The following is a 21,657-nucleotide window of genomic DNA, read 5'->3' as shown; positions in this document are numbered from 1 at the left end:
TGGAGTTGCCCCTATAAAACCGGACCACTTAGCCAGCCAAAGCACTATTGATAAATTGTCTTGGTGCCATCATATTTAACCCTTTATGGGGCGCATGTTCATTGTAGTCATTGAACCAATCGGGTAACTGCCTCATGAGCGTGAGAGCATCAAATGGATCGCTAAATGCGACATAGTCTCTCTTAAACGTTTTGACGAATGCCTCAGCCATTCCATTACTTTCAGGGCTATAAGCTGGGGTGGTTCTCACATCAAAGCCAAGTTTCCTAGCAAATGCTACTGTTTCGCGAGCTGTATAACAAGGCCCATTGTCACTAAGCCACTGTATCGGCTTTGCTAATACGTCGATTTTGCCAAAACGATACTCCATACTTTCAAGTAGCAAGTCTCTAATAGTTCTGCCATCTATACCGATAGTTGATGAAACGTAACTAATAACCTCTCGGTCACAGGTATCCATAGCAAAAGCCACATGCACTCGATCTCCGTTAGCACACTGAATGGTAAAGCAATCAGAGCACCAACGCGTATTACTTTTTAAAGTAATCACCTTACCGTCGTGAGAACGTGTTGGTTTTTTCTTAGGAGCCAGAAGCAATAAATTATTGAGCTTCATAATGCGATATACACGTTTATGGTTCACTTTTAATCTGCCTTCAGACTGTAGTCGATGGTTGAGTAAAACAGTGACTCTTCGATAGCCATAGCTACAGCGTTTGTCCGTGATTTCGCGAATATAAGGGAGCAGTTCATTGTCCTCTGTTTTAACGTAATGGTTCTTTTGTGGTTCCATTTTTTTAAGCCTTTCTGTTAGATTTGAACGGGATACTTCTAGAGCACGGGCTATCGCTCTTATTCGAAATCGCTTATTCCGAGCAAGGGTTGCCGCGAGATCAGTTTTTTTTCCCGGCCGAGCTTTACCGCTTCACGTAGTATTTCGTTCTCTAACGTTTTTTGGCCTAACACTTGTTCTAGTTGCTTAATTCGCCTTTTGAGTTCATTCGCTTCACTTTGGGGTACCACAGACTCTTCAGCCTTTACTCCAGTCAATGCACTGCTCTCCATTAATTTACGCCAATAAAATAATTGGCTGGGCGGTATTCCATGTTTTCGCGCAACGTAAGATACCGTTGCTCCTGAATGATAGGTTTCATGGACTATTTGTTGTTTCTCTAACGGCGTCCAACGACGTCGATTGCTGCTTGAATGGATTATTTCATTACATTCTAATGGTGTCGATACAGTCATATTACTAGTCCTATTACTAGTCGTTAATTATTGGCTAGGTGGACCGGTTTAAATTGGGGGCACTACACATATCAACTGCACGCTAATTAAGTAGTATCGTTTCTTTTTTTGATGTACTATTGCACACTTGGATAAAATTGGAGCATTTTATATGGAATATTAAATTTAAATAAATTGAATTTGAGGGTACGTTAGGATGAAAAAAATTATATTTTCCAAGTCTTCTATTGTCACGATCATTTTATTTTCATTAGTACTTGGAAGTTACTATCATAAAAAAGAAACGCTCCAGCAATCAGATAGCCCTCTACCAAAATCAGAAAAAATCCCCGATCAAAAACAAATTACGGGTGAAAAAAAAGAAAATCCATGCCAAGAATCAGAAAATATCATCAATGCATTAGTTAGAAAACTATATAAGACTCTGGGATCTAATGAAGAAGAAGTTAAAAAAAATAGAACACTATTTCTTCATCAGGATGAATCCTTAAAAAAAATACTTATTGAAAATAATGAATGTGGAGCAAATTCTGCATCAAGGTTGGCAAATATATATTCACATTTCGGCTTTAAAGATAAAGCAAATGAATATCATAAAATTGTTTTAGACTTTGCTGAAAAAGGCAATGCAACTGCAATAGAAAATTTGTGTGACTATGATTCAGTCACCACTGAAGAACAGAAAGTGCATTTTTGCAAATTGGTTATCGAGAATGCAAAAGAAGATTCAAAAATCTCCGCGGTTCATTTTCTAGGACAATTGTATTTTGAAGAAAGTAAAGAAGACGACTTGCTTGAGCTATGCAATAAAGCAGGTGATAACAAGAGTCATTGTCATATGTTGTATTTGTTTCCTCTCGCGGATAAATTCTATAAAGAAAAACAATATGAACGGGCAATTAAATTTTATGAAAAAATTGAGCCTTATGATACCCAAGGCATTTATTTGATTGCCAACCAGCTTGCCGAAATATATGCACACGGCATGGGAACAGGCATTAATTACTCAGCCGCTATAGCATGGTATAAAAAAGCATTAGAAAAAAACTACAATGACACGCTATATTCAGCGATTATGAATAACATGGGTAATGTCTATAATCTTCAAAAAGACTTTGTTAATTCATTTAAGTGCTACAAGCAAGCTGCAATTATGGGTAGCGCCCAAGGAAAGAGAAACGTCGCCATACAATATCTATATGGCCACGGTATAATTCAAGATTATCAAGAAGCATATGCTTGGATTAATGTTGCCATAGCCCAAGGATTAGATGAAAACCAAGACAGTGCAGAGCAAATGAAAAATTGGCTTAATTATAAACTAATAGAGCAAGATAAAACAGGAAATGAATTAAAACATGCAAAAGAGTTGGCACAAAAATATTATAAAAAATATGTGCTACACGAAAGCCCTACAGCAACTAGTAACTAAAAGTTGTTATTCTACATATGTAGCTTGGAGATGCAAATGTAACACTTGGATAAACTCATAGTGGCTTAGACTGGCGAAGTATTTGTGTATCTTCTCTTGATAAAACACTATCGCTATAGGAAGTGTAGCCCAGCTGCAAGCAACCGGGCTATTTGCTATTCGAAACCCATCAGTCGTTTTAGCCAAATTAGGCAAAACACACCTTTACAACGAAAAATATATAATGTTTTCAATTCAACACCAATTTTGACCATTAGATCAATTACCTCTATATTAAAAAGAGTTAGATAAATATGGACGAGTATGGCTAAATCGCGGAGCAAAAAAATCGCAGAAAAAACTATTTTTGCGGCATTCAACATACTTAAAAATGCCGGAGGTGAATTAAGAGGTAAGGAAGTTATTGACAAAATTCGTGAAACTGTCGAATTTGATGATTATGAAAAACAAATTTATGAAAAAACAGGTAATGTAAGGTGGGAATCAATTCTCCATTTTTATACAATTGACTGCATGAAGGCAGGCTATTTAAGAAAAAACAAAGGACTCTGGATTTTAACTAACGAAGGGGCTGAAGCAATAAAATTAGGTCCAGAAAACCTCCTCAACAGTGCTAACAAAATTTATCGCGAATGGAATGCAGTAAGAAAAACAGAAAATCCTGAGTCTGAAATTGAAGATATTGCCATCGAACAAGCAAGTATAGATACAGGAACAGTACAAAAAGCACTTTTAGACCAATACGAAGAAAACGCTAACGCAGGAATTAGAGAATTTATTTACAAAAAAAACCCATACGAATTTCAAGATTTAGTCGCAGCTCTTTTAGATGCAATGGGTTATCACATTTCCCATATCACTGAACGAGGGCCTGACGGCGGGATAGATATAGTTGCTTATACGGATCCTTTAGGGACTAAACAACCAAGAATTATCGTACAAGTAAAACATCGACCTTTAGATTCAGTTGCGTCAGATGCCATACAAAAACTCTCAGGAACACTTAAGCGAAATACAGATGTAGGCATATTTGTAACATCTGGTCAGTTTTCAAAACCAGCCATTAAGGAAGCAATTAACTCCAGAGAACATATTGAATTAATTGACTTCGATAGACTCATTGAGCTATGGATTGAGTATTATCCCAAAATGAGAGATGACCAAAAAAACCTTCTGCCTCTTCATCCTATTTATTTTTTAGGTAGTAATGAGTAAATAAGTTCAAGTTCGCTAACAAAACAACATTTGAACAAATAACCGAATTAAAAAAAACCTTACTTTCTAATAACGAATAATATTAAGTTTAAATTATGGTACATTATTTCGTTACTTAAAAATAAATAACGTATATTCGTATCGAATTACTTTGCATTTTATATTACTCACCATTACATCGCGAGTAGTCATTTTTATGAAAACCGAATAGCTTTTATATCTTTTTAAAATTATTATGCACTGTTATCTCTATTGATTTTTTGCTTAAAATAGAGATAGGTGAAAGAACTATTGAGCCTTGAATTTAAAAAAACTATAATTCTTAAAATTCGACGAACAGGCTAGAAATAATGAAAAAAGGTCCTGTTATTAACGAAAAAAAAATTAGTAGTATTTCTATTCGTGAAAATAATGAACCTCTAGTCGATCTAAAAGAACAACAAGAACTTGCTTATGGCCCTCCTCCAGATACACCTTTAACCCAAAATGATTACACTAAATTAAGAAAAACCGTTTATGAAAAACTATGTCTTGCTCAAAAACAACTTCCACATGATTGGAGATTCAGAATTTATGAAGGATTACGAAGCTTAAATGTTCAAAAAATTCTATTTGATGAATACTATAACAATTTGAGATTAAAAAACTCCAATAAGTCAGAGGAAGAACTTTTCAAAGAAGCCAGTTTATTAATTGCCCCTGTAAGCTTTTTTAAAGGAGCGCCGAATATACCTCCTCATAGTACTGGCGGTGCAGTAGATCTTGAAATTATTGACTCCAATGGAAATTTAATTGATTTTGGTATGGCAATTAAAGATTGGTACAAAGTCGATCCAGATATTTGTGAAACCTATTCTCAGAATATTTCAGCTGAAGTATTCCAGAATAGAAAAATCCTTCTTGATATAATGTATGAACATGATTTTGTTAATTATCCGCGTGAGTGGTGGCATTTTTCATATGGCGATCGTTTATGGGCATTTTTAAAGGGAAAACAAGAAGCCATTTATGCTGGAATTACTTTGGCAAATTCTGATGAGCTGGAGAATGAACTAATATAGCTTATTTACCATGTCATCATACAAGTAGTCATTTTCATGAAAACCGAATGTCTTTCCCAGCAAATGCCATTAAATTAGCTAAAATAGCTTTGCGTGAGATTTGCGTGTTTGAGTACGACATTGTTATACTCTGTACGACATTTGTAGTGGTATCCCGTGACATATTATTACTTTAAAATCAACATGTTATTTTATAAGATCAGGGCTCATAATCCGTTGGTCCTAGGTTCAAGTCCTAGTGGGCCAACCAATAAAATATATTAAAATCAATCAGTTACACTTGATACCCTAAATCCCAAGAAACCCACTTCGGGACCTGCGTGCAAAATCTAAAGCGAAATTGCACTTACACCACCATTTGCTACCTTCCTGGTTTTAAAATTGGTGGCTCATCCCCATTTCCGGGGCACTAATCAAGAACACAAAACTTTAACCCTTAACCTATAGGCCCCCACTTGTCCCTTTTGTCCCTATGCTTTTTTTACCTGACCCAAGAAATCTATTCTCATTCCATTTTGGACGAGCTTATATTCCATATTAGCCCAACCTTTAATCCATGATGGACGTATTTTTGAGACTGAACATGACTTTTTTGTTATTCCCCCACAAATTTACCGCGATAACAGTAATTTTTAGGAATTTATAATAAATATATATGTGAAAATCAGAAAATCAGTAAAATTTACCGCCATAACAGTAATTTATGGTGAATTAATGCAAAGAAATGAAATAATAAATTTATTTTTATCATTTTTACTGCTATAACAGTAATATATGATTAATTTTTGGTGTTCCATGCCCACACACAAGATTGCCAATTTAGTCCATTACTACCGCAAACACAGCGGCTTATCACAACAAGAATTAGCCCGGTTAGCGGGTGTCGGCAAGACGGTTATCTATGATATTGAAAAAGGGAAAGAATCGGTGCGTCTAAATACATTGCTAAAAGTGTTCGATGTTTTAAATATCCAAATAAAATTTGAAACACCTTTTCCTCAAACAACGGATAAGAATACATGAGAAAAGCATACGTATCAGTGAATGGCATTAGAGCTGGAATATTAGAAGATTTAGACGGTAAAAAATATCAATTTACTTACCTTAATGATTATCAGGGGGCTCCTGTTTCTCTCACCATGCCGTTAACAAATAAGATCTATGATTTTGACGTATTTCCCCCTTTTTTTGAAGGATTACTCCCTGAAGGTATTATGCTTGAAGCATTATTACGCAAATATAAAATCGATAAAAATGATTATTTTGGCCAATTGATACGAGTTGGCCAAGATGTCGTAGGGGCAGTGACGATTGAGGAACTGAGATGAAACGCTGCCCTATTACTTATGACGTAATTAGTGACCAAGAAAACTATTCTCAACGTGGATTGCATTTGCTTTCTCCTCAATTAAAAAATCTTAGTCCATTAGATTTAAGTGCTGATGAGCAGCGACAGGAAGCAATTGCTCGGGTAGGAAAGATGTCTAAGGCGTCCAAAAGAAACTAAGTGCCAAACTAAAGATAAAAGAGGGAGGTTTTGAAATCGTTGATCAAAAGGGTCACTATATTTTAAAACCACAAAGTGAAATTTATCCAGAATTGCCGGAAAATGAAGCCATTACGATGACCCTTGCAAAGACCATTGGCCTCGAAGTTCCTGTTCATGGTTTAGTTTATTCTAAAGACAACAGTTTAACCTACTTCATTAAACGCTTTGATCGAATAGGCCATAATAAAAAGTTAGCTTTAGAGGATTTTGCACAGCTATCAGGTGAAGATCGACATACAAAATATAAAAGTTCTATGGAACAAGTAATTGCAGTCATAGAGCAGTTTTGTACATTTCCCAAAATTGAATTCGTGAAATTATTTAAGTTGACGTTGTTTAACTTCCTGGTCGGCAATGAAGACATGCATCTAAAAAATTTTTCCCTGATTACTAAGGATAGAAAAATTTCCATATCACCAGCCTACGATTTACTTAACTCAACCATCGCTCAAAAAAACCCCAAAGAAGAACTGGCTTTGCCGCTAAAAGGAAAAAAAAATAATTTAACAAAGAGTGATTTTCTTAAATACTTTGCCATTGAAAAATTAGGATTAAACCAGAACGTCATCGATGGGATCATACAAGAGTTCCATCAGGTAATACCAAAATGGCAAGTGCTGATTGGTTTCAGTTTTTTATCTCAACCGATGCAGGAAAAATATCTCGAATTGCTAGAGCAACGGTGCGAGCGATTAAATTTTAAGGATTAGGTTTAATAATTATAAAAGATGCAAAGAATAATGAAACGCGCTATTCTTTTTATAACTTTAAAATAGAGTTAGTTATGAGCATTCCCGCATCAATGTCTGATTATAGATTATTGGCAAAACGCAAGCTTCCAAAAAAAATCTTCGATTATATTGATACGGGAGCTTGTGACGAAATAACAAAACAAAAAAACCGTGATGCATTTGACTCTCTTAACCTAAGACCGCTGTGTTTACGAGATGTTTCTAATAGTACATCATCTACTCATCTGTTGGGTTACGAGCTGTGTTCCCCATTTCTAATAGCACCAACTGCTTTTCATCAATTAGTCGATAAACAAGGGGAAGTGAGTACAGCCAAAGCGGCTAATACTTCAGGTATACCTATGGTGGTAAGCGCTATGTCGAATAGATCTCTTGAAGACATTATAAACTTATCGGGGCATAATAATCTTTGGCTTCAGACCTATATTTTTAAAAATAGAGCCCTCACCGAATCATTAATCCATCGTGCCGAAAAAATAGGATACAAGGCTATTGTTGTGACAGTCGGTGTTCCCATTTCAGGAAAAAGAGAACGGGATATTCGCAATCAATTCGTGCTGCCAAAAGAATTGTCTACCGGTAATTTTAATAGCACGGTAAATAGTGAGGTACTTTATAATTTCACAGCTCATGAGCTTGACTCTTCATTGACCTGGCATGATATTGAATGGTTACAAACTATTACACCTTTACCTATTATTTTAAAAGGAATTCTTAATCCGCTAGACGCAGATAAAGCATGTCAGTTGAATATCGCATGCATCATTGTATCCAATCACGGTGGCCGACAACTTGATACATCCGAAGCAACGATTTCAGTATTACCCGATATAGTTAAAACAGTTGCTGGACAAATCCCTGTACTGCTGGATGGTGGAGTTCAACGTGGAACAGATATATTCAAAGCAATTGCGTTGGGAGCCGATGCTGTTTTAGTAGGCAGATCAATCCTTTGGGCATTAGCTGTGGATGGAGAAAAAGGAGTTGAAGCGATTCTAACAATATTGAAAGATGAATTTGAAGCCGTAATGAAGTTAACCGGTTGTTGCACCATTCAAGAGATTAAGCAATTTGGTAGCTCTATTTGCTCTACAGGTCTCAAATGACTAAAGGAACTATAAAAAATAATCAAGAAGGCATCTATCAGGTTGGTTTAAATAGAAAAAGTGAAGCCGTTATTAGTGCTCATTTTATGCATGATATCAACCAAAATGCCAATTTTCACCTTTATAGTGCCCAAGAGTTTTCAAAGAAAACCTTATCCGTCAGTTCAAAATTAATTTTAGAACGCCTGCTTCCCTTACTTATGGAAGCATCAGATAAATTTGTTTTAGAACGTGTATCTGCCGCTAAAACAAGATTAAAAAAAAACTATAAAAAATATGGGATAAATACGCCACAAGATATTGGTCTTGCAGAAAAACTGACTGAAGTCATGTTTGATCGACAATTTTTAAAAGGCTCAAAATCAAACGTTTCACGCCTTATCCTGGTTAACAAAATAAAAGAACTGGTTGCAAAACAAAAACCCATAAAAATGATTATACCCGCACTACCTTATAAATCATCCTCTCCCCTTAAGTCCAGAGGATCTATGCCTGATTTATCTGAAATAAGTTTCTTGCTTGGATTAGTTGAAATAGCAAAAACAATTGATTTTATTTATCGTCAAGAAGTTGCAGTTCCTGATCAATGCATGGCTTCATTTACAATAATTTGTGATGGCAGACGCTTTAATTCCTTTTTAAATGAGGCTGATGAAACCATTCAACACTACCAAGATTATCTAAATTGGTGGATAAAAAAATTGGGGCTCATAAATTACTTGGAAATTATGGATTATCAATACGTCATTTCCAATTATTTACCCCAAAAAATGCAATTAGAAAAAGCTGCTATTAGAGAAAACGTGCGCGCTTTTTATAGTAATTTGATGTTACCCCTATTAAACCCTTATGATATGGTTGAAACGATGAATCAGGCAATCAAGTCAGATCCCGAGCCTGAAACATCTAATCCTGAAGGACGATATATCCCATTATTCAAGTCATTAATGTACATCGTCAACTATAAAGAACTGGCGCATTATGCTAGTTTATATGGAAAAAATTATGTTGATTTATATAGCGAACTCACCAGAAACTTATTTGAACCCTACACAAAACTTACCGATAATGATCTTTTTCAAATTGAGCTCTTTCTTGCCAAAAATCAGTCAGAAAGTACGCCAACCCCATTAAAACTTCTTGAATATTTGCGTCAATCGATGCTCAATGAAGCTTGGGTTGCTACCATAAACTATTTGGCAGAAATTCGCAGTGATAGAGATTTACTTCTCGAGCCAATCAGTGTCTGTTTTCCCGATCACATTCGCTGGACTATCCATGCAAAACCTGGGCAACTGGCTGTATTAACAAACACTGCATTGGGTGATCCGATTCAACCATGGCATGGTGTGAGTGTATTTATGCGAACGAAACATAATAAAATAAAATTATATACACTCCCAGTCTTATTATTGGAAGGAAATAACGCGACGCCTGTTACCGTAGAGGATAAGGAAAATGAGTTGGGCTTAAACGAACAGCCATTATTTTACGTGTATCCAGATATAAAATTTACAGACATCAACGACCTTTTTGAACAAATTAAACAAGGACTGATACGGAAAAGAAAACATTAGGATTAATGATGTTCAGTATTAAGTTTGATAAATCGCCTCAACTTACCTGAAGGTGGGTAATCAAATTGGGGCACTCTAATTACGTTAACCTTGGGTTCAGACAAACCTAATTTGATTAATTGATTACAAATGTAATTTTGTAATTGCTTCTTATCAACAAAACCGATTGTTAAAATTTTGATTGTTGCCCCCTCCTTTGTCTGGATTACCTGATATTCTCGAATATTTTTTTCCAATAGGAGTGGCGTTACAAAAAGCAAGTGATGTACAAAAATATTTCCAGGATAAATAAAATCAAATTCGGGACGTCCCTGAGGTTCAGCAATAAGTTGATGTTCTACCCCACATTCACAGGTTTTATCTAGAATTAACAACCGATCAGACCATTCATAACGAATGAGTGGTAGGGTATAATTATATAAATTGGTGACAAAATGTCTTTGAGGTAGAGTTCCTTTGCACACTGGATTATTAAATTGATCAACTGATTCGAGGATGCATAGATCATCATTTAAATGCATTTCATTATTATTTGCGTGGCAGCTTATACCTAATAAGCCTTCTGATGAACCAAATTGATTAAAAATATTCACATTAGGCCAAACTTCTTTTATTAACTTGCGGATGGGTTCATACAATGACTCCCCACCTATGTTAATAATTCTGGGTTGAATCTTGAGTCGCCCTGCATGAGCCTCTAAACATAACTTATGCATCGTCGTAGGTGTTCCTTCCAGGGCTTCCGGGCGAAACTCATTCAGACCTTTTATAATTTGGTTTATGGGTGAAGTAATGGGGAAAAAAGACTTTTCTATATTAGAGAATATAAATGATTTTGAAAAAGAGTACATTGCATAAACAGTATTTGTTACTACAACTTGCGCTATTTTGATTTTTTGAGTTGGATCAATTAAAAGTTGGGAGCGATCCTGGTTGTAAAGTGGATAACGTATAATGGATAAGAAAAATGTGATCCATTCATTCCAGTCATATACAAAGACCCCCCGCAACCCGCTCGAACCACTAGTTGACAAAACATGATAACGGTCAAGTAGATATAAAGTATCATTATCACGGCTCATTCTTGCAAGATGTTTTTCAGCACGAGCTAATGAGAGTTTCCTGTCAGTAACAATAGCATCCCAATTTTCCATTAGAATCATTTTATTTATTACTGGAAGTTCGTTTAATCGCTCTTCTGTGAAGTTATAAACATCAATGTGGGCTAAAGTTTTCTGGTACCACGGTGATTTATATTTTGCATAAATAAGTAATTTTCTAAGTCGTTGATTACGTATTTGTTGCAGTTTTTGCCTAGAGTAATTTATCGCATCTTTAGCTTTTGGGTACTCTAGCAGCATGTCTTGGGTCTGCTGCAGAACCAAACGTTCTCTATTTGAGTGACGATTTGAAAACGGTCTAAATCTATAAAAAAACCGATTTAAATACGACGGTAAGTCGAATAAGGCCATTTCATCTCCTAGTACTCATTCCCAGAATCTTGTCTAAGTCATAACGGTTTCTGTTTAATATGGCATGTGAGGCTTGTTTAAACTTTTCAATTTTTTCATTTATTTCAGCCATTCAATAAATCCTATCGAGACCTATGCAGTCACATCCTTGTTACTTAATTATAGATGTCCGGTAAACAAATACTAACCATAGATAAATTAACATCTTCTAATCCTAATGGCACCAGAGTCATAGGCTCGATCAGCGACAATCTCTTTGATAGAGTGAGAAAATTTAGCGTGAAACTCTTGAATCAGTTGTATAAATCGTTGTGAGTCTCGCATGATAGGCGTGTATAGAGAAGCGGGTAATTTCTCGATATATGCTGAATCACCTGAGGGAATTGAACATTTTTCTATAAATCGAGGAAACAGTCTTGATATGGTGATATTAACAGATACTTTAGTTGGAACATGGAGATATAATCAATTACTAAGTACAGTGGAACAAGCAGCCCAAATTCTAGGTTTAAGAATGAGCGCTCATGAGTACATCGAACAATCTGTAACCCGAAATGAATTCGATCAATTCAAAGATGTATTTATGCAAGCTTGTAAAGACGAAATAAGCACGCAACCTGAAATTGAAAATTATCTCCAAACCGCCTTGGGTAAGTCAAGCTAAGACTATTTCCCTTATTACGCATTGGCTAATACAGGCTACGCTTACTTTCATTACCTTTAACATCATAATAATTCAACCCCAAAAAATATATATGCTAAAATAACCAAACAAATAACTTAGACAAGAGCAAAAATGTGGCAACGTTTTATTAAAGAAGAAGATTTACCCCTCGATGTAAAAATAATGAGTTTTTTTCTTATGGGTAAAGATAAAATCTATCGAACTCAATTAGCAGAGGTTGTTCAAAACTATGAACAACACAGCTCCAGTTACAGAGAAGCTGCGGCAAAAAATCTACATGCCTGGAAAAAAGCCTCCAGACGTGACCACTCAGCTTGCAAAATTTTTGTGTCCACAAACGATTCTTTAACCGAAGCACGTATCCAGACACAAAAAACAGGCGAACTCCAAGCCGTTGTTAATTTTGCAAATGCTGATGATGTAGGAGGTGTTTTTCAATATCGTAAAGGAAGCCAGGAAGAGGATATCGCTCGAAGAACAAATTGGAGTTTTACAATCAGAGAAGAAGATTTAAAAGATTCTCGCCATTATTCGCCTGAGATGTCTTCTTTAATTAATGCAGAAAAAGGCAGAGTTTATTTTAACCCTACACCCCTTACACTGATTCGAGATAGTGATGGTACACTTCTTGATCCCCAAAAAGATCAAGGAAAAATTTTTCCTTTTTATGAATTGCGTGTTGCAGCTGATGATTTACGTCGAAGAATTTTTGGAATTCCTATTCCTTTTTTTCCACACCCGTTTAATGAAAAAAGTATGAGAAGAAAAATACATGCTCAGCTGGATACGCTTATCGAAAACAACCAACAAAATATCATACTAGGCGCCTTCGGCTGTGGTGCTTTTTGCAATCCCCCTGATAAAGTAGCGAATTTATATCATGAAATCTTAAACCAGAAAAAATATAAATCCTTTTTTAAAAATATTGTTTTTGCGATCAAAGGAAATGGTACTGATGCTAATTTTACAGCTTTTCAAAAAAAATTAGGTGATTGGAATAATACCGCTGATTCTTATAATCCCATGATGCAAATCATGCCAGGATCCGAAGAGACTTTAACAAGAGAAATTAGCCAGCCTTTGCACCATGATGTATTTAGACAACAAGGAAAACCCCAAAACGTTGCATCGGAAGATCTGCCATCCTCATTAACCTATTAATAAAGAGGCATTATCAAAGAATCCCATTCAACCCAATGCTAGGCTAGCCAAGAAATCCCATCACGAAGCAAACTCAGATTTGCCTGAAAACTCTGATTTACGATACTTTGGATGGGCTTTCACATGCCAGATTGGCAGCATCATAAAAAATGGAATTAAGCAGCAAATAAACAAGGTAAGGAAGAAATTATCCCAGCCGTAATTTTTGATAATTGCACCCAAAGGAGCACCAGCCAGAACAGCCCCTAAACAATAAGCAAAAAATCCGGCAAAACCAGTTGCCGTCGCCGCTGCTTTTTTATGTGCTAACTCCGCACACGCCATACCAATCATCATTTGTGGCCCGAAGATAAAAAAACCAAAGAAAAAGAGAAACAAAGAATCGAGGAATGGTGTATATCCCCTGGTTAAGGTAAATAGCAATAAAGTGACAAATACCCCTGCTGTAAAAAGCACGTTAATGGGGTTGCGTTTACCATGAAATATTTTATCAGAAAGCCAGCCGGCAGCCAGACTTCCAAAAAAACCACCAACCTCGAACCATATGACACAACTACCTGCTGTGATTAAGGAATAATCCTTCACTTCCGTTAAGTACAGCATGCTCCAATCATTAATGGCCGTTCGCACAATGTAAATAAACAAATATGAAATGGAGAGTATCCAAATATATGGGTTGCTTAACACATAATTCCAAAGAATTTCTTTGACTGAGAATTCTGTTTTTTCTTGGTGGTGATTTGATAAACCAGAAAAATCTTCGCGATATTGCTCTATCGCCGGTAAACCAAGGGACTGCGGAGTATCTCTTAAACGATTGATTAGAAAAATACCGCCTAAAATGCAGATTACCCCAGGCACAAACATGGCTGAACGCCAGCCGTAATACTGCGCGCACATAGCAACAATCAATGGAATTAACGCACCACCAACGTTATGAGATGTATTCCAAATACTCCACCAGCGACCGCGTTCGGATTGAGAATACCAATGTGTTAATAATTTAGTACATCCAGGCCATCCCCATCCTTGAAACCAACCATTCAATCCCCAAAAAATGGCAAATAACCACCAGGTGGAAGACAATCCAAACAAAATATTAGCAACACCCGTCAAAATTAGCCCAATCGCCATTAAATAACGCGGATTTGACTTATCACCAAGAATTCCACTTAAAAATTTGCTGATGCCATAACTCAAGCTCAAAATACTCGCAATCATTCCCAGTTCAGTTTTGGTCATCCCTAAGGCGCTTTGTAATGCGGGCATCGCGAAAGTAAAACTTTTTCGCGTAAAATAAAACAAAACATACCCTATATACATGGCATAAAAGGTGCGAATACGCCAATAACGATATTGCTGTTTAACAAGGGTTTTATCCTGAATTTCATCTAGGTAAGGAGCAGGTTTTAGAAAACTTAAAAATGCCATGATTGTCCATATCATGTAAAAAAAATAAGATTAGAATGGAACTCACACAGTATGTCAAATTTTTCTAATAAAAATAATCGCGATATCTTTCCTATTGATAATTAATTTTTTAAAAATTTATTGGAATTCTTATGAAATTATAAATAAGCTACATGCTTTGCATTCAGAAGGGATTTATCGCAATGGAACAAATAGTTAGTTTATTAGAAAAAGAACAAATCGATTTTGCTAATTATAAACGTCCTGATGTCATAATGGTTTTAAAAAGAAAATTTCGTACCCAAAAAGATTGGATTATTGCTTCGTTTAACCAATATCAATTTAATAAAAAAGAATCACAAAAAGTTCAACAGGCCATTCTAAATGGGGATCTTCGAATAACAGATCTTCTAGAACGTCCGTTTTCTCATTTTTTTTGGAGTTTCCTTACATTTAAGTGGGGAGAAATACTTTCGGGTGGAAAAAGATTGTCTAAACAAGAGGTCTTACAAATTGCTACCTGCTCTAGCAAGGGCCAAGAATTTACGAGAACCCCCATTCAAAATAGAAATAGGTTGATAAAAGGAGTGCCCTTGGTCATTGGCAAAGTCGTTACCTCTATGGCGCTTTGTATGGTATTTTGCCTTGGATTATTAAGTACTTTGGGAGCTCCATTTGGGGTTAGCCTCGGCTTAGCAATCGTACTTTCCTTATGTAATGGAATAGTATGTTTGTTAAGTCGTGGGCAAGCCATGCTTGATAGTGCTGGCTTTCAGCCTCAAAAACAAAAAACGTTTAAGACCCTTGAAGAAAATATAAAAGAAAAGACGGTATTCGATAGAGGTCAGAAATTATTTTTTGGTATTGTGACCTTATTGGCATGTATTTCTGCGGGCATTTCTGGTTATGCTGGTCTTGTAGGCCTTCTCAATTTTTTGGGGGCGGGTATGCTCGCCTCTAACCCTCTGGTTTTGGCAGTTACAATTGGGTTAGCTGTGATTGCAGCGATTTCTTTTTATTCGTTTCAAGCTGTAGGCATACGTGAAAATTATACAAAATTTAAAAATCTTTTTATTGAAGATTATAAAAAACCCTATGGACTTTTGCGATGTATCTTACTAGGAGTCGTAAGTACAGTCTTTTTAGCTGTGTATGCAACACTAACCTGGTTTACTACTATGTCAGGGGTTAATAAGCTTTTCAATGCGTTAGGTGCAAGTCCAGATACCCTCTTAGCACATTTTATCGCTATGATATGTACTTCGACAACCATGGTTGTTAATACTTTTTCACAAGTATATAAAGTCTTTAATCCGAAAACGTATGTCGACCTAAAAGAAAAATTTGAATCAATATATCAACCACTGGAAGAAGGCCAGACAAAAGCACAAAAGATAAAATATGGAACCATCAATATGCTCAAATTATGTGCTTTGATAGGTGATTCTCTTGCTTATTCTGTTGCCGGTGGAATTCGAAGTGGAATTCATGTTGGTGAAACGTTGGGAGAAGCAATCGGGGCAAAAATTGCATTAACCATTACCATGGCAATATTGTCTCCAGTCATTTTAGTATTCGTATCGATAGCGTTTACTTGGCCTACCGTTTTCCATAGCAAAAAATCGCCCCAATGTCCTAAACAGATGGAGCCATTGATAGAAAAAATGAGTCAAGGCTATACTCCAAATACGCCTCAAAATAATACTTCTCCCAAACCTACTGATTCTAAAATTAAGCAAGCTGGACTAAGATTTTTTGATACGGGGTTGAGTGAAGAGAGCAATGATGACCCTACTTTAGATAAAAGAACAGTTTTGACCTCATCCTTGCTATAAATGATGAGTTTTTGAGTCACCGAGGTACGTATCGATTGATTTAAATTGGAGAGGATTTCTTCTAGTACTTTCAGATAAAATTTACCTTAGAAAGAGTGAAAAGATGACCAAGATTTTAAAGAATAAATAGAACAAAACAGCCACGGAATTGTTAGAGAAAGAAATGGAGAAGATTTTCAATATAAATGGGCAAGAGCTTACTTTTCTTGAAAAGCGTTATAAAGTAATGAATTATGCAATTAGTCTTAATAAACTGTATAGATTGATAGTCATTATTACTTATTTGTACCATACTGAATATTAGTTGTCCTTACAAAGCAACAAAGTATAGAAAGGAGTCAGAAAATGAAATGGCCGCATTGGTGCACGCTTGTTGTTTTTTGTTTCTCATCCATGGCTTTTGCTGTTAATAAACAGGAGTTTTCTCCTAAGCTCGTCTTGGATCATATAAAAATGGTAAAGCAGGGAGAGCTGCTTGGCGATGATTTATATTTTGATATAAGTGTATTACGCGTCAATCAGCCAACACAATATATTCGAATCCCGGAGTTTCCACTTCATTTGCCATCATCAAAAATCAATACGCTTAAATCGGCTCCTCTATGGTCTGAACCCATCAAGAGTGGAGAAAAAATTACTCTGATTGTCTCTCTGATGGATCAAGATTCAAAACCTTTAAATCCAGATGATCTGATTGGCTTGATTCGCGTTGAATTAAAAAATGAAAAGGGGAATTTGCAGGTGCAATGGAGTATGCCCAATCAAAAATCAGTTCCGGTGACTTGGGCGATTAATACGACTCAAAAATTTTTACTATCCAATGCTAATGGTCAATACGAACTGTATCTGTCGATTGTGTCGCAAAAATAACAGGTGTAATCCTGAGTTATGTTGATTTTATTGCAAATCGACTTGCATGGTAGCGCGCTTACGATCGCGCAAAGGCCCCAAGGACTGATTGTTGCTAAGTAAGGTTGTTGCGGTAATTAAGGTGATAGCGGACATAAAAATTAGGTAATAAGCCGGTAGGATAAGACCTACTTTTTCTGTCAGTAAAGTAACAACCAACGGCGTACTGCCACCGAATAGAGCATTTCCCAGGTTATAAGAAAAGGCTACGCCACTGTAACGAACGTTCTCAGGACAATTTTCTACAATAGCTGTGAGAGTATTCCCTTGTTCTAAAGAGCTTAGGATAGTTGCTGTACCTAAAGATAATAGCACTAATGTTACGGATTTGAACTGCAGTAAATAAAAGCAGGGTAAAGCCAAAAATATAATAGCGATTGCAGTACTTATCAGCATTTTTCTTCGGGTAAAATAATCACCACACATACCAGACACAGGCACAGTAAAGAGCATTACAATTAACATAGAGCTCTCAATGGTTAGCGCGTCCGCGAAGGAAAATCCAATATAGTGTTCTAAATAAGTGGGCATATATCCAAAAAACACATAATAAAAGGTTGAGCCCATGCAAGTAAGACCTAAAATTTTTAGTAGCTGGTAGGGTGCAAATTTAATAGCTGCAATAAATGGAATAGACTCAAGGCGATGATTTTTTTGCAACTGAGAATAAATCGGCGTTTCAGATAATTTAAAACGATAGTAAATGATTAATGAGCCTGGTAACCCTATGAGAAGAAAAGGTACCCTCCATGCCCAATTTGTAATCGCTTCCTCAGTAAAAAGCAAATGCAGCAGCATCAATGTTACTGTGGCCAATAAAAAACCCAAATTCGCACCTATTGCTGCAAAACTCGTAATAAAACCACGTTTGTTAAGCGGCGCTGATTCGGCAAGGTAGATCATTATTCCACTGTATTCCCCACCAATAGATACTCCTTGTATCAAACGAAGTAAGATAAACACGATTGGGGCAGTTATTCCTATCTCTTCATAAGACGGAATAACACCCACTAAAAAAGTTGACATAGTGATAATTAAGATAGAAATTCTTAATGTTTTGGCACGACCGCGAGTATCTCCGAAATAGCCAAAAAAAATACCGCCTAATGGTCGACAAAGAAAACCAGCAGCAAATACCATTAAAGCCTCAATGGTTGCATTGCCAGCCAATGCTTGCGGAAAAAACTTAGCTCCGATTATCGGCGCCATGAAAATGAAAAGTCCAAAATCAAACCATTCTATGGTATTGCCCAGACTCGAAATGATAATTTTCTTTTTTATCAATTGATGCTCGCTTCAGGCGATTATTAATAAATTCGTCATCTAGTAAATACATTGTCTGCTTGCCCAATAAGGGGGCTCGCTGCAATAGCTAAATAATTCGCCATAGATCCATATCGTTAATAATAAGAAAGTCTACTATGAAACGCCTTTTCCTCAAACAACAGATAATAATTCATGAGAAAAGCATACGCATCATTGAATGGCATTAAGACTGGAACATATCAATTTACCTACCTGGATGGTTATCACGACGTACCGGTTTCTCTCACATCACTTTTGAGCTTTTTTTATACAACAGCTATACTGATTATTATTATCCCAACTTCATTAAAGAGCTAAAATGAAACTAAATCTGGTTTTAAAATCCGGTTCTCCTAGTAAATTAATCATTGATATAAAACAACAGCCAAAACCCTCAGAGCAAATTAATGAATTTCTTCGCGCAAAGAGTCATTCTTTCGATGACTTAAAAGAAATAGCTTTTGAATATTATACCATTGATGACTTCAATCAACTGGATGATTGGTATTATAAATTGGAACATTTAGTCACCTACAACCAACGCCGCCAAAAAGCATTAATGCCTGATGAATCCTTTGCAATAAATCCGGTTTCTACTTCCGAGGCCCTGAAAATGTTTCGGGATAATTACCCCAAAAATAGACTATGGCAGTTAGCCGTTGATGGAAATCTCTATGCCAAGACAGTGGGTGCAATTGCTGGTGAACGAAATGGCGGCGAAAATGGATGGGTAAACTATGCGATAAGAGAACCTAAGTCTCTGGAAGCTTTCTTTCCGGCCCTGGAAGTAGCTTTAGATAATATTGAAGATAAATTCATATCTCATGATCTAATTTTACAACTTCATGACTTTGTCACCAAGGATGTGTTCTTCGGTTATGGAAATAACGGTACTGAAAGAGGGGCGTATAGAAGGCATCCTCCAACTTTCGATTTGGCATCTTCATGGATGACGGTTGAAGGGCTTACTGATTTACTTAATAAAATGGAAAGTGGAAATTTTGCTTTAGTTGGTGAAGCTGACTCGGATGGCGAATCGCAATATTTATATTCTCATTTAGAAGATAATGAAAAAATTTTTTTATCACACTCTACCATTTTTGATACACGAAACAAAATTGCAGAGAAATATAAAATTGAAAATAATAACTCCGCTTTAGCAAAATTCATGATAGAACGTTGTGAGAAGATCAGATACCAAGCACCTGCAGCCGCTGAAGAGGTCATGGAACAAATCATAAACAACTACAATGAACAAATTAAGACTTTAAAAGAACCTGATGAAATTTTACAATTAATTGGTGAAACAACTGAGGCCTTCGAACGTACTCATCCCTTTGGAGATGCTAATGGCAGAACATTTGTCAATTTATTACAAAATCGTTTATTAATTCAAAACGGCTTTCCCCCGGCTACTCTCTTCCAGCCTAATCTCTATGATGCATTTGGGAATCATGTTGCGGTCCTTAAACGTGGCATACAAAATACCATGGCCATTTACAATGGCGAGGATATTTTTGGGTATCATATGCATATTCTGCACCCAATACACAGCAAAGAAGCCTCATTTATATCAGTAATGTCAGCTCAGGATTATTTTGATAACAATGAAAACTTAAGAAACCACGCATTACAAGTAAAAGAAAACCCCTTATTGTCTGAGCAAGGAGATGGCTTAACATTGGAGCGTATCTATAATGCGTTATCCATAACAGACAATCTATTATTAAAACTGGACTATATAGACCAGGCCTTGAATAAATATGAACAAGATACTAACGATATAGCCCTACTAGATAGAGTTTATAAAGAATTAATTTCTACCATTCCAGCACCTCAATACACCCAAACTCCTGAGGATTTTGCATTGCAAGAATTAAATTTGCAAATTGTACGCCGTGTGAAAGAGCATGCTCGGCATCCAGCCATTCAAAGACTATTAGAAAGGCATTCCCTGGAAGTCATAAAAGAAAACGCTCAGAATGCCCCAGAGATTCAAAAAGAAAAATTAGATAAAGATGCCATTGCAAAACTGCAAGTCCAAACTGTTGTTGATGATTCCTTACAAGAAGCAGCTGAACTAAAGATACATGAATCCGCTCTCGAAGTCGAAGAAAAACCTTTGCCTGCATCAGAATTTGAAGCACCAGAGCTTTCTAAAAGAACATCCGAATTAATTGATATTTTAGAGCGTTATATAAAAACAAGGGAAGCAGACCTTAAGGCAGAGGTTGAGGCATCCAAACATTTCAAAACCAAACTATTTGGATTCAAATTTGATTCTAGTGCTGAAGAAAAAATAAAGGCAGCTCGTCATTTAATAGACCTTCTTGAACATAAACCTGATACAAAACCATTAGACGACAAAGAATTTAGTGCACTCACAACATCTCGATTAGGTAATAAAACCAGTAATTATATTGATTTAATCGAAAGGTTCTATAAACCGGAACTTGGCGTACATCGGTCTGCTAAGGGCTAAACGCTTTGCCGGGTAGTCATTATTCCCAAGGATTTAACCTCTAATCGTCATAATTCCCTCAATGAAAATCGTTGCTGGGTGTAGCTAACTCCGTTACTTGCAAAGAAAATTTATTAGCCCCCATTAATCTACCTACATCCAACCTATTGCCTCAATGAAAGGTGTTGCCGAAGGACAAAAAATATACTGAGTCGTTGCCTCAAAATAGGTGTTGCTTTTGAGAGGTTTTGTTGCAGTTAATAAATAGTTGCTATTGGGCCTGGTGGATATGTGGACGAGAAGCCTGTGAGTGTGAGCAATAGCTGTGGGTAACGTCTTTTTGTTATCCATGGCTTTGTTCACACGTCCCATAGGGCACAGGCAGGTCCGAAGGACTCGTCCATCATATCCACAGGCTTTATCTCCAAACAGGTCTAATGCAATGTTTAATCTTTTCATTAAATAGCCTTTCTCTGTTT

17 protein-coding genes and 1 pseudogene are annotated in these 21,657 nt (G+C 36.3%); 13 read left to right on the top strand and 5 right to left on the bottom strand.

What is annotated here, in order from left to right:
• Positions 1-28 precede the first annotated feature (28 nt).
• Positions 29-1,248, bottom strand: a protein-coding gene (locus tag BW930_RS16100; RefSeq protein WP_115266147.1) for an IS3 family transposase whose coding sequence is annotated in 2 segments (ribosomal slippage) — positions 29-906 and positions 906-1,248 — 1,221 coding nt in all. Because the reading frame shifts where the segments join, the coding sequence is not laid out codon by codon here.
• A gap of 196 nt (positions 1,249-1,444) precedes the next feature.
• On the opposite strand from BW930_RS16100, the gene BW930_RS16090 reads away from it, so the two are divergent.
• From BW930_RS16090 to BW930_RS16055, 8 genes and pseudogenes are all read left to right on the top strand, one after another.
• Complete coding sequence (locus BW930_RS16090; protein WP_058468241.1) at positions 1,445-2,680, top strand: SEL1-like repeat protein; 1,236 nt, start codon at positions 1,445-1,447, stop codon at positions 2,678-2,680.
• Positions 2,681-2,983: 303 nt separating this feature from the next.
• Positions 2,984-3,895: a restriction endonuclease gene (locus BW930_RS16085; RefSeq protein WP_058468242.1), complete on the top strand. Its 912-nt coding sequence runs from the start codon at positions 2,984-2,986 to the stop codon at positions 3,893-3,895.
• A gap of 350 nt (positions 3,896-4,245) precedes the next feature.
• Positions 4,246-4,956: a M15 family metallopeptidase gene (locus BW930_RS16080; protein WP_058468243.1), complete on the top strand. Its 711-nt coding sequence runs from the start codon at positions 4,246-4,248 to the stop codon at positions 4,954-4,956.
• A gap of 795 nt (positions 4,957-5,751) precedes the next feature.
• On the top strand, positions 5,752-5,979 hold the full coding sequence (locus BW930_RS16075) for a helix-turn-helix transcriptional regulator (protein WP_058468244.1): 228 nt from the start codon (positions 5,752-5,754) through the stop codon (positions 5,977-5,979).
• Positions 5,976-6,284, top strand: a complete 309-nt coding sequence (locus BW930_RS16070) for a HipA N-terminal domain-containing protein (protein WP_058468245.1) — start codon at positions 5,976-5,978, stop codon at positions 6,282-6,284. The genes BW930_RS16075 and BW930_RS16070 overlap by 4 nt, the downstream gene beginning before the upstream one ends.
• Positions 6,281-7,215 (top strand): annotated as a pseudogene (locus BW930_RS16065) (lpg2370 family Dot/Icm T4SS effector). Before BW930_RS16070 ends, BW930_RS16065 begins: the two are co-directional and overlap by 4 nt.
• Positions 7,216-7,289: 74 nt before the next feature.
• Complete coding sequence (locus BW930_RS16060) at positions 7,290-8,363, top strand: alpha-hydroxy acid oxidase (RefSeq protein ID WP_058468248.1); 1,074 nt, start codon at positions 7,290-7,292, stop codon at positions 8,361-8,363.
• On the top strand, positions 8,360-9,940 hold the full coding sequence (locus BW930_RS16055) for an L-tyrosine/L-tryptophan isonitrile synthase family protein (protein ID WP_058468249.1): 1,581 nt from the start codon (positions 8,360-8,362) through the stop codon (positions 9,938-9,940). Before BW930_RS16060 ends, BW930_RS16055 begins: the two co-directional genes overlap by 4 nt.
• A 2-nt stretch (positions 9,941-9,942) precedes the next feature.
• On the opposite strand, the gene BW930_RS16050 is transcribed toward BW930_RS16055, so the two are convergent.
• On the bottom strand, positions 9,943-11,412 hold the full coding sequence (locus tag BW930_RS16050) for a phenylacetate--CoA ligase family protein (RefSeq protein ID WP_058468250.1): 1,470 nt from the start codon (positions 11,410-11,412) through the stop codon (positions 9,943-9,945).
• A 322-nt stretch (positions 11,413-11,734) separates the two neighbouring features.
• Between BW930_RS16050 and BW930_RS16045 the strand changes: the two genes are divergently transcribed.
• Together BW930_RS16045 and BW930_RS16040 are read left to right on the top strand one after the other, a co-directional pair.
• Positions 11,735-12,076, top strand: a complete 342-nt coding sequence (locus BW930_RS16045) for a hypothetical protein (protein WP_238587869.1) — start codon at positions 11,735-11,737, stop codon at positions 12,074-12,076.
• Positions 12,077-12,208: 132 nt separating this feature from the next.
• Entirely contained in the window at positions 12,209-13,258 is a 1,050-nt protein-coding gene (locus BW930_RS16040) for a poly(ADP-ribose) glycohydrolase domain-containing protein (RefSeq protein WP_058468252.1), read from the top strand.
• 60 nt (positions 13,259-13,318) lie between these two features.
• Here BW930_RS16040 and pgtP read toward each other — a convergent pair whose 3' ends face one another.
• Positions 13,319-14,689 carry a phosphoglycerate transporter protein PgtP gene (gene pgtP, locus BW930_RS16035; RefSeq protein WP_058468253.1) on the bottom strand — a complete coding sequence of 457 codons (1,371 nt, stop codon included), beginning with the start codon at positions 14,687-14,689 and terminating at the stop codon, positions 13,319-13,321.
• Positions 14,690-14,871: 182 nt separating this feature from the next.
• On the opposite strand from pgtP, the gene BW930_RS16030 reads away from it, so the two are divergent.
• Positions 14,872-16,503, top strand: coding sequence for a hypothetical protein (locus tag BW930_RS16030; protein ID WP_058468254.1), 1,632 nt, complete (start codon positions 14,872-14,874; stop codon positions 16,501-16,503).
• Positions 16,504-16,848: 345 nt separating this feature from the next.
• The gene (locus BW930_RS16025; protein WP_058468255.1) at positions 16,849-17,373 is read left to right on the top strand and encodes a hypothetical protein; all 525 of its coding nucleotides are present in this window, start codon (positions 16,849-16,851) and stop codon (positions 17,371-17,373) included.
• Between the two features lie 27 nt (positions 17,374-17,400).
• On the opposite strand, the gene BW930_RS16020 is transcribed toward BW930_RS16025, so the two are convergent.
• Positions 17,401-18,696 carry an MFS transporter gene (locus tag BW930_RS16020; RefSeq protein WP_058468256.1) on the bottom strand — a complete coding sequence of 432 codons (1,296 nt, stop codon included), beginning with the start codon at positions 18,694-18,696 and terminating at the stop codon, positions 17,401-17,403.
• Positions 18,697-19,036: 340 nt separating this feature from the next.
• Between BW930_RS16020 and BW930_RS16015 the strand changes: the two genes are divergently transcribed.
• Positions 19,037-21,199, top strand: coding sequence for a Fic family protein (locus BW930_RS16015; RefSeq protein ID WP_058468257.1), 2,163 nt, complete (start codon positions 19,037-19,039; stop codon positions 21,197-21,199).
• A gap of 132 nt (positions 21,200-21,331) precedes the next feature.
• Here the strand turns inward: BW930_RS16015 and BW930_RS16010 are convergent.
• The coding region (locus tag BW930_RS16010) for a hypothetical protein (RefSeq protein WP_217697078.1) at positions 21,332-21,657 on the bottom strand (326 nt) is incomplete at its 5' end.

This window comes from Fluoribacter gormanii, assembly GCF_900156395.1.
GTDB classification, from domain to species: Bacteria; Pseudomonadota; Gammaproteobacteria; order Legionellales; family Legionellaceae; genus Legionella; species Legionella gormanii.
The sequence above is the reverse complement of the archived record's forward strand: the minus strand, read 5'-3'. Positions and strand labels throughout refer to the sequence as shown.

Excerpts from the sequence above, each read along its gene's own strand:
- BW930_RS16090 (WP_058468241.1), top strand. The coding sequence starts at position 1,445 with ATGAAAAAAATTATATTTTCCAAGTCTTCTATTGTCACGATCATTTTA.
- BW930_RS16085 (WP_058468242.1), top strand. The coding sequence starts at position 2,984 with ATGGCTAAATCGCGGAGCAAAAAAATCGCAGAAAAAACTATTTTTGCG.
- BW930_RS16080 (WP_058468243.1), top strand. The coding sequence starts at position 4,246 with ATGAAAAAAGGTCCTGTTATTAACGAAAAAAAAATTAGTAGTATTTCT.
- BW930_RS16075 (WP_058468244.1), top strand. The coding sequence starts at position 5,752 with ATGCCCACACACAAGATTGCCAATTTAGTCCATTACTACCGCAAACAC.
- BW930_RS16070 (WP_058468245.1), top strand. The coding sequence starts at position 5,976 with ATGAGAAAAGCATACGTATCAGTGAATGGCATTAGAGCTGGAATATTA.
- BW930_RS16060 (WP_058468248.1), top strand. The coding sequence starts at position 7,290 with ATGAGCATTCCCGCATCAATGTCTGATTATAGATTATTGGCAAAACGC.
- BW930_RS16055 (WP_058468249.1), top strand. The coding sequence starts at position 8,360 with ATGACTAAAGGAACTATAAAAAATAATCAAGAAGGCATCTATCAGGTT.
- BW930_RS16050 (WP_058468250.1), bottom strand. The coding sequence starts at position 11,412 with ATGGCCTTATTCGACTTACCGTCGTATTTAAATCGGTTTTTTTATAGA.
- BW930_RS16045 (WP_238587869.1), top strand. The coding sequence starts at position 11,735 with ATGATAGGCGTGTATAGAGAAGCGGGTAATTTCTCGATATATGCTGAA.
- BW930_RS16040 (WP_058468252.1), top strand. The coding sequence starts at position 12,209 with ATGTGGCAACGTTTTATTAAAGAAGAAGATTTACCCCTCGATGTAAAA.
- pgtP (WP_058468253.1), bottom strand. The coding sequence starts at position 14,689 with ATGGCATTTTTAAGTTTTCTAAAACCTGCTCCTTACCTAGATGAAATT.
- BW930_RS16030 (WP_058468254.1), top strand. The coding sequence starts at position 14,872 with ATGGAACAAATAGTTAGTTTATTAGAAAAAGAACAAATCGATTTTGCT.
- BW930_RS16025 (WP_058468255.1), top strand. The coding sequence starts at position 16,849 with ATGAAATGGCCGCATTGGTGCACGCTTGTTGTTTTTTGTTTCTCATCC.
- BW930_RS16015 (WP_058468257.1), top strand. The coding sequence starts at position 19,037 with ATGAAACTAAATCTGGTTTTAAAATCCGGTTCTCCTAGTAAATTAATC.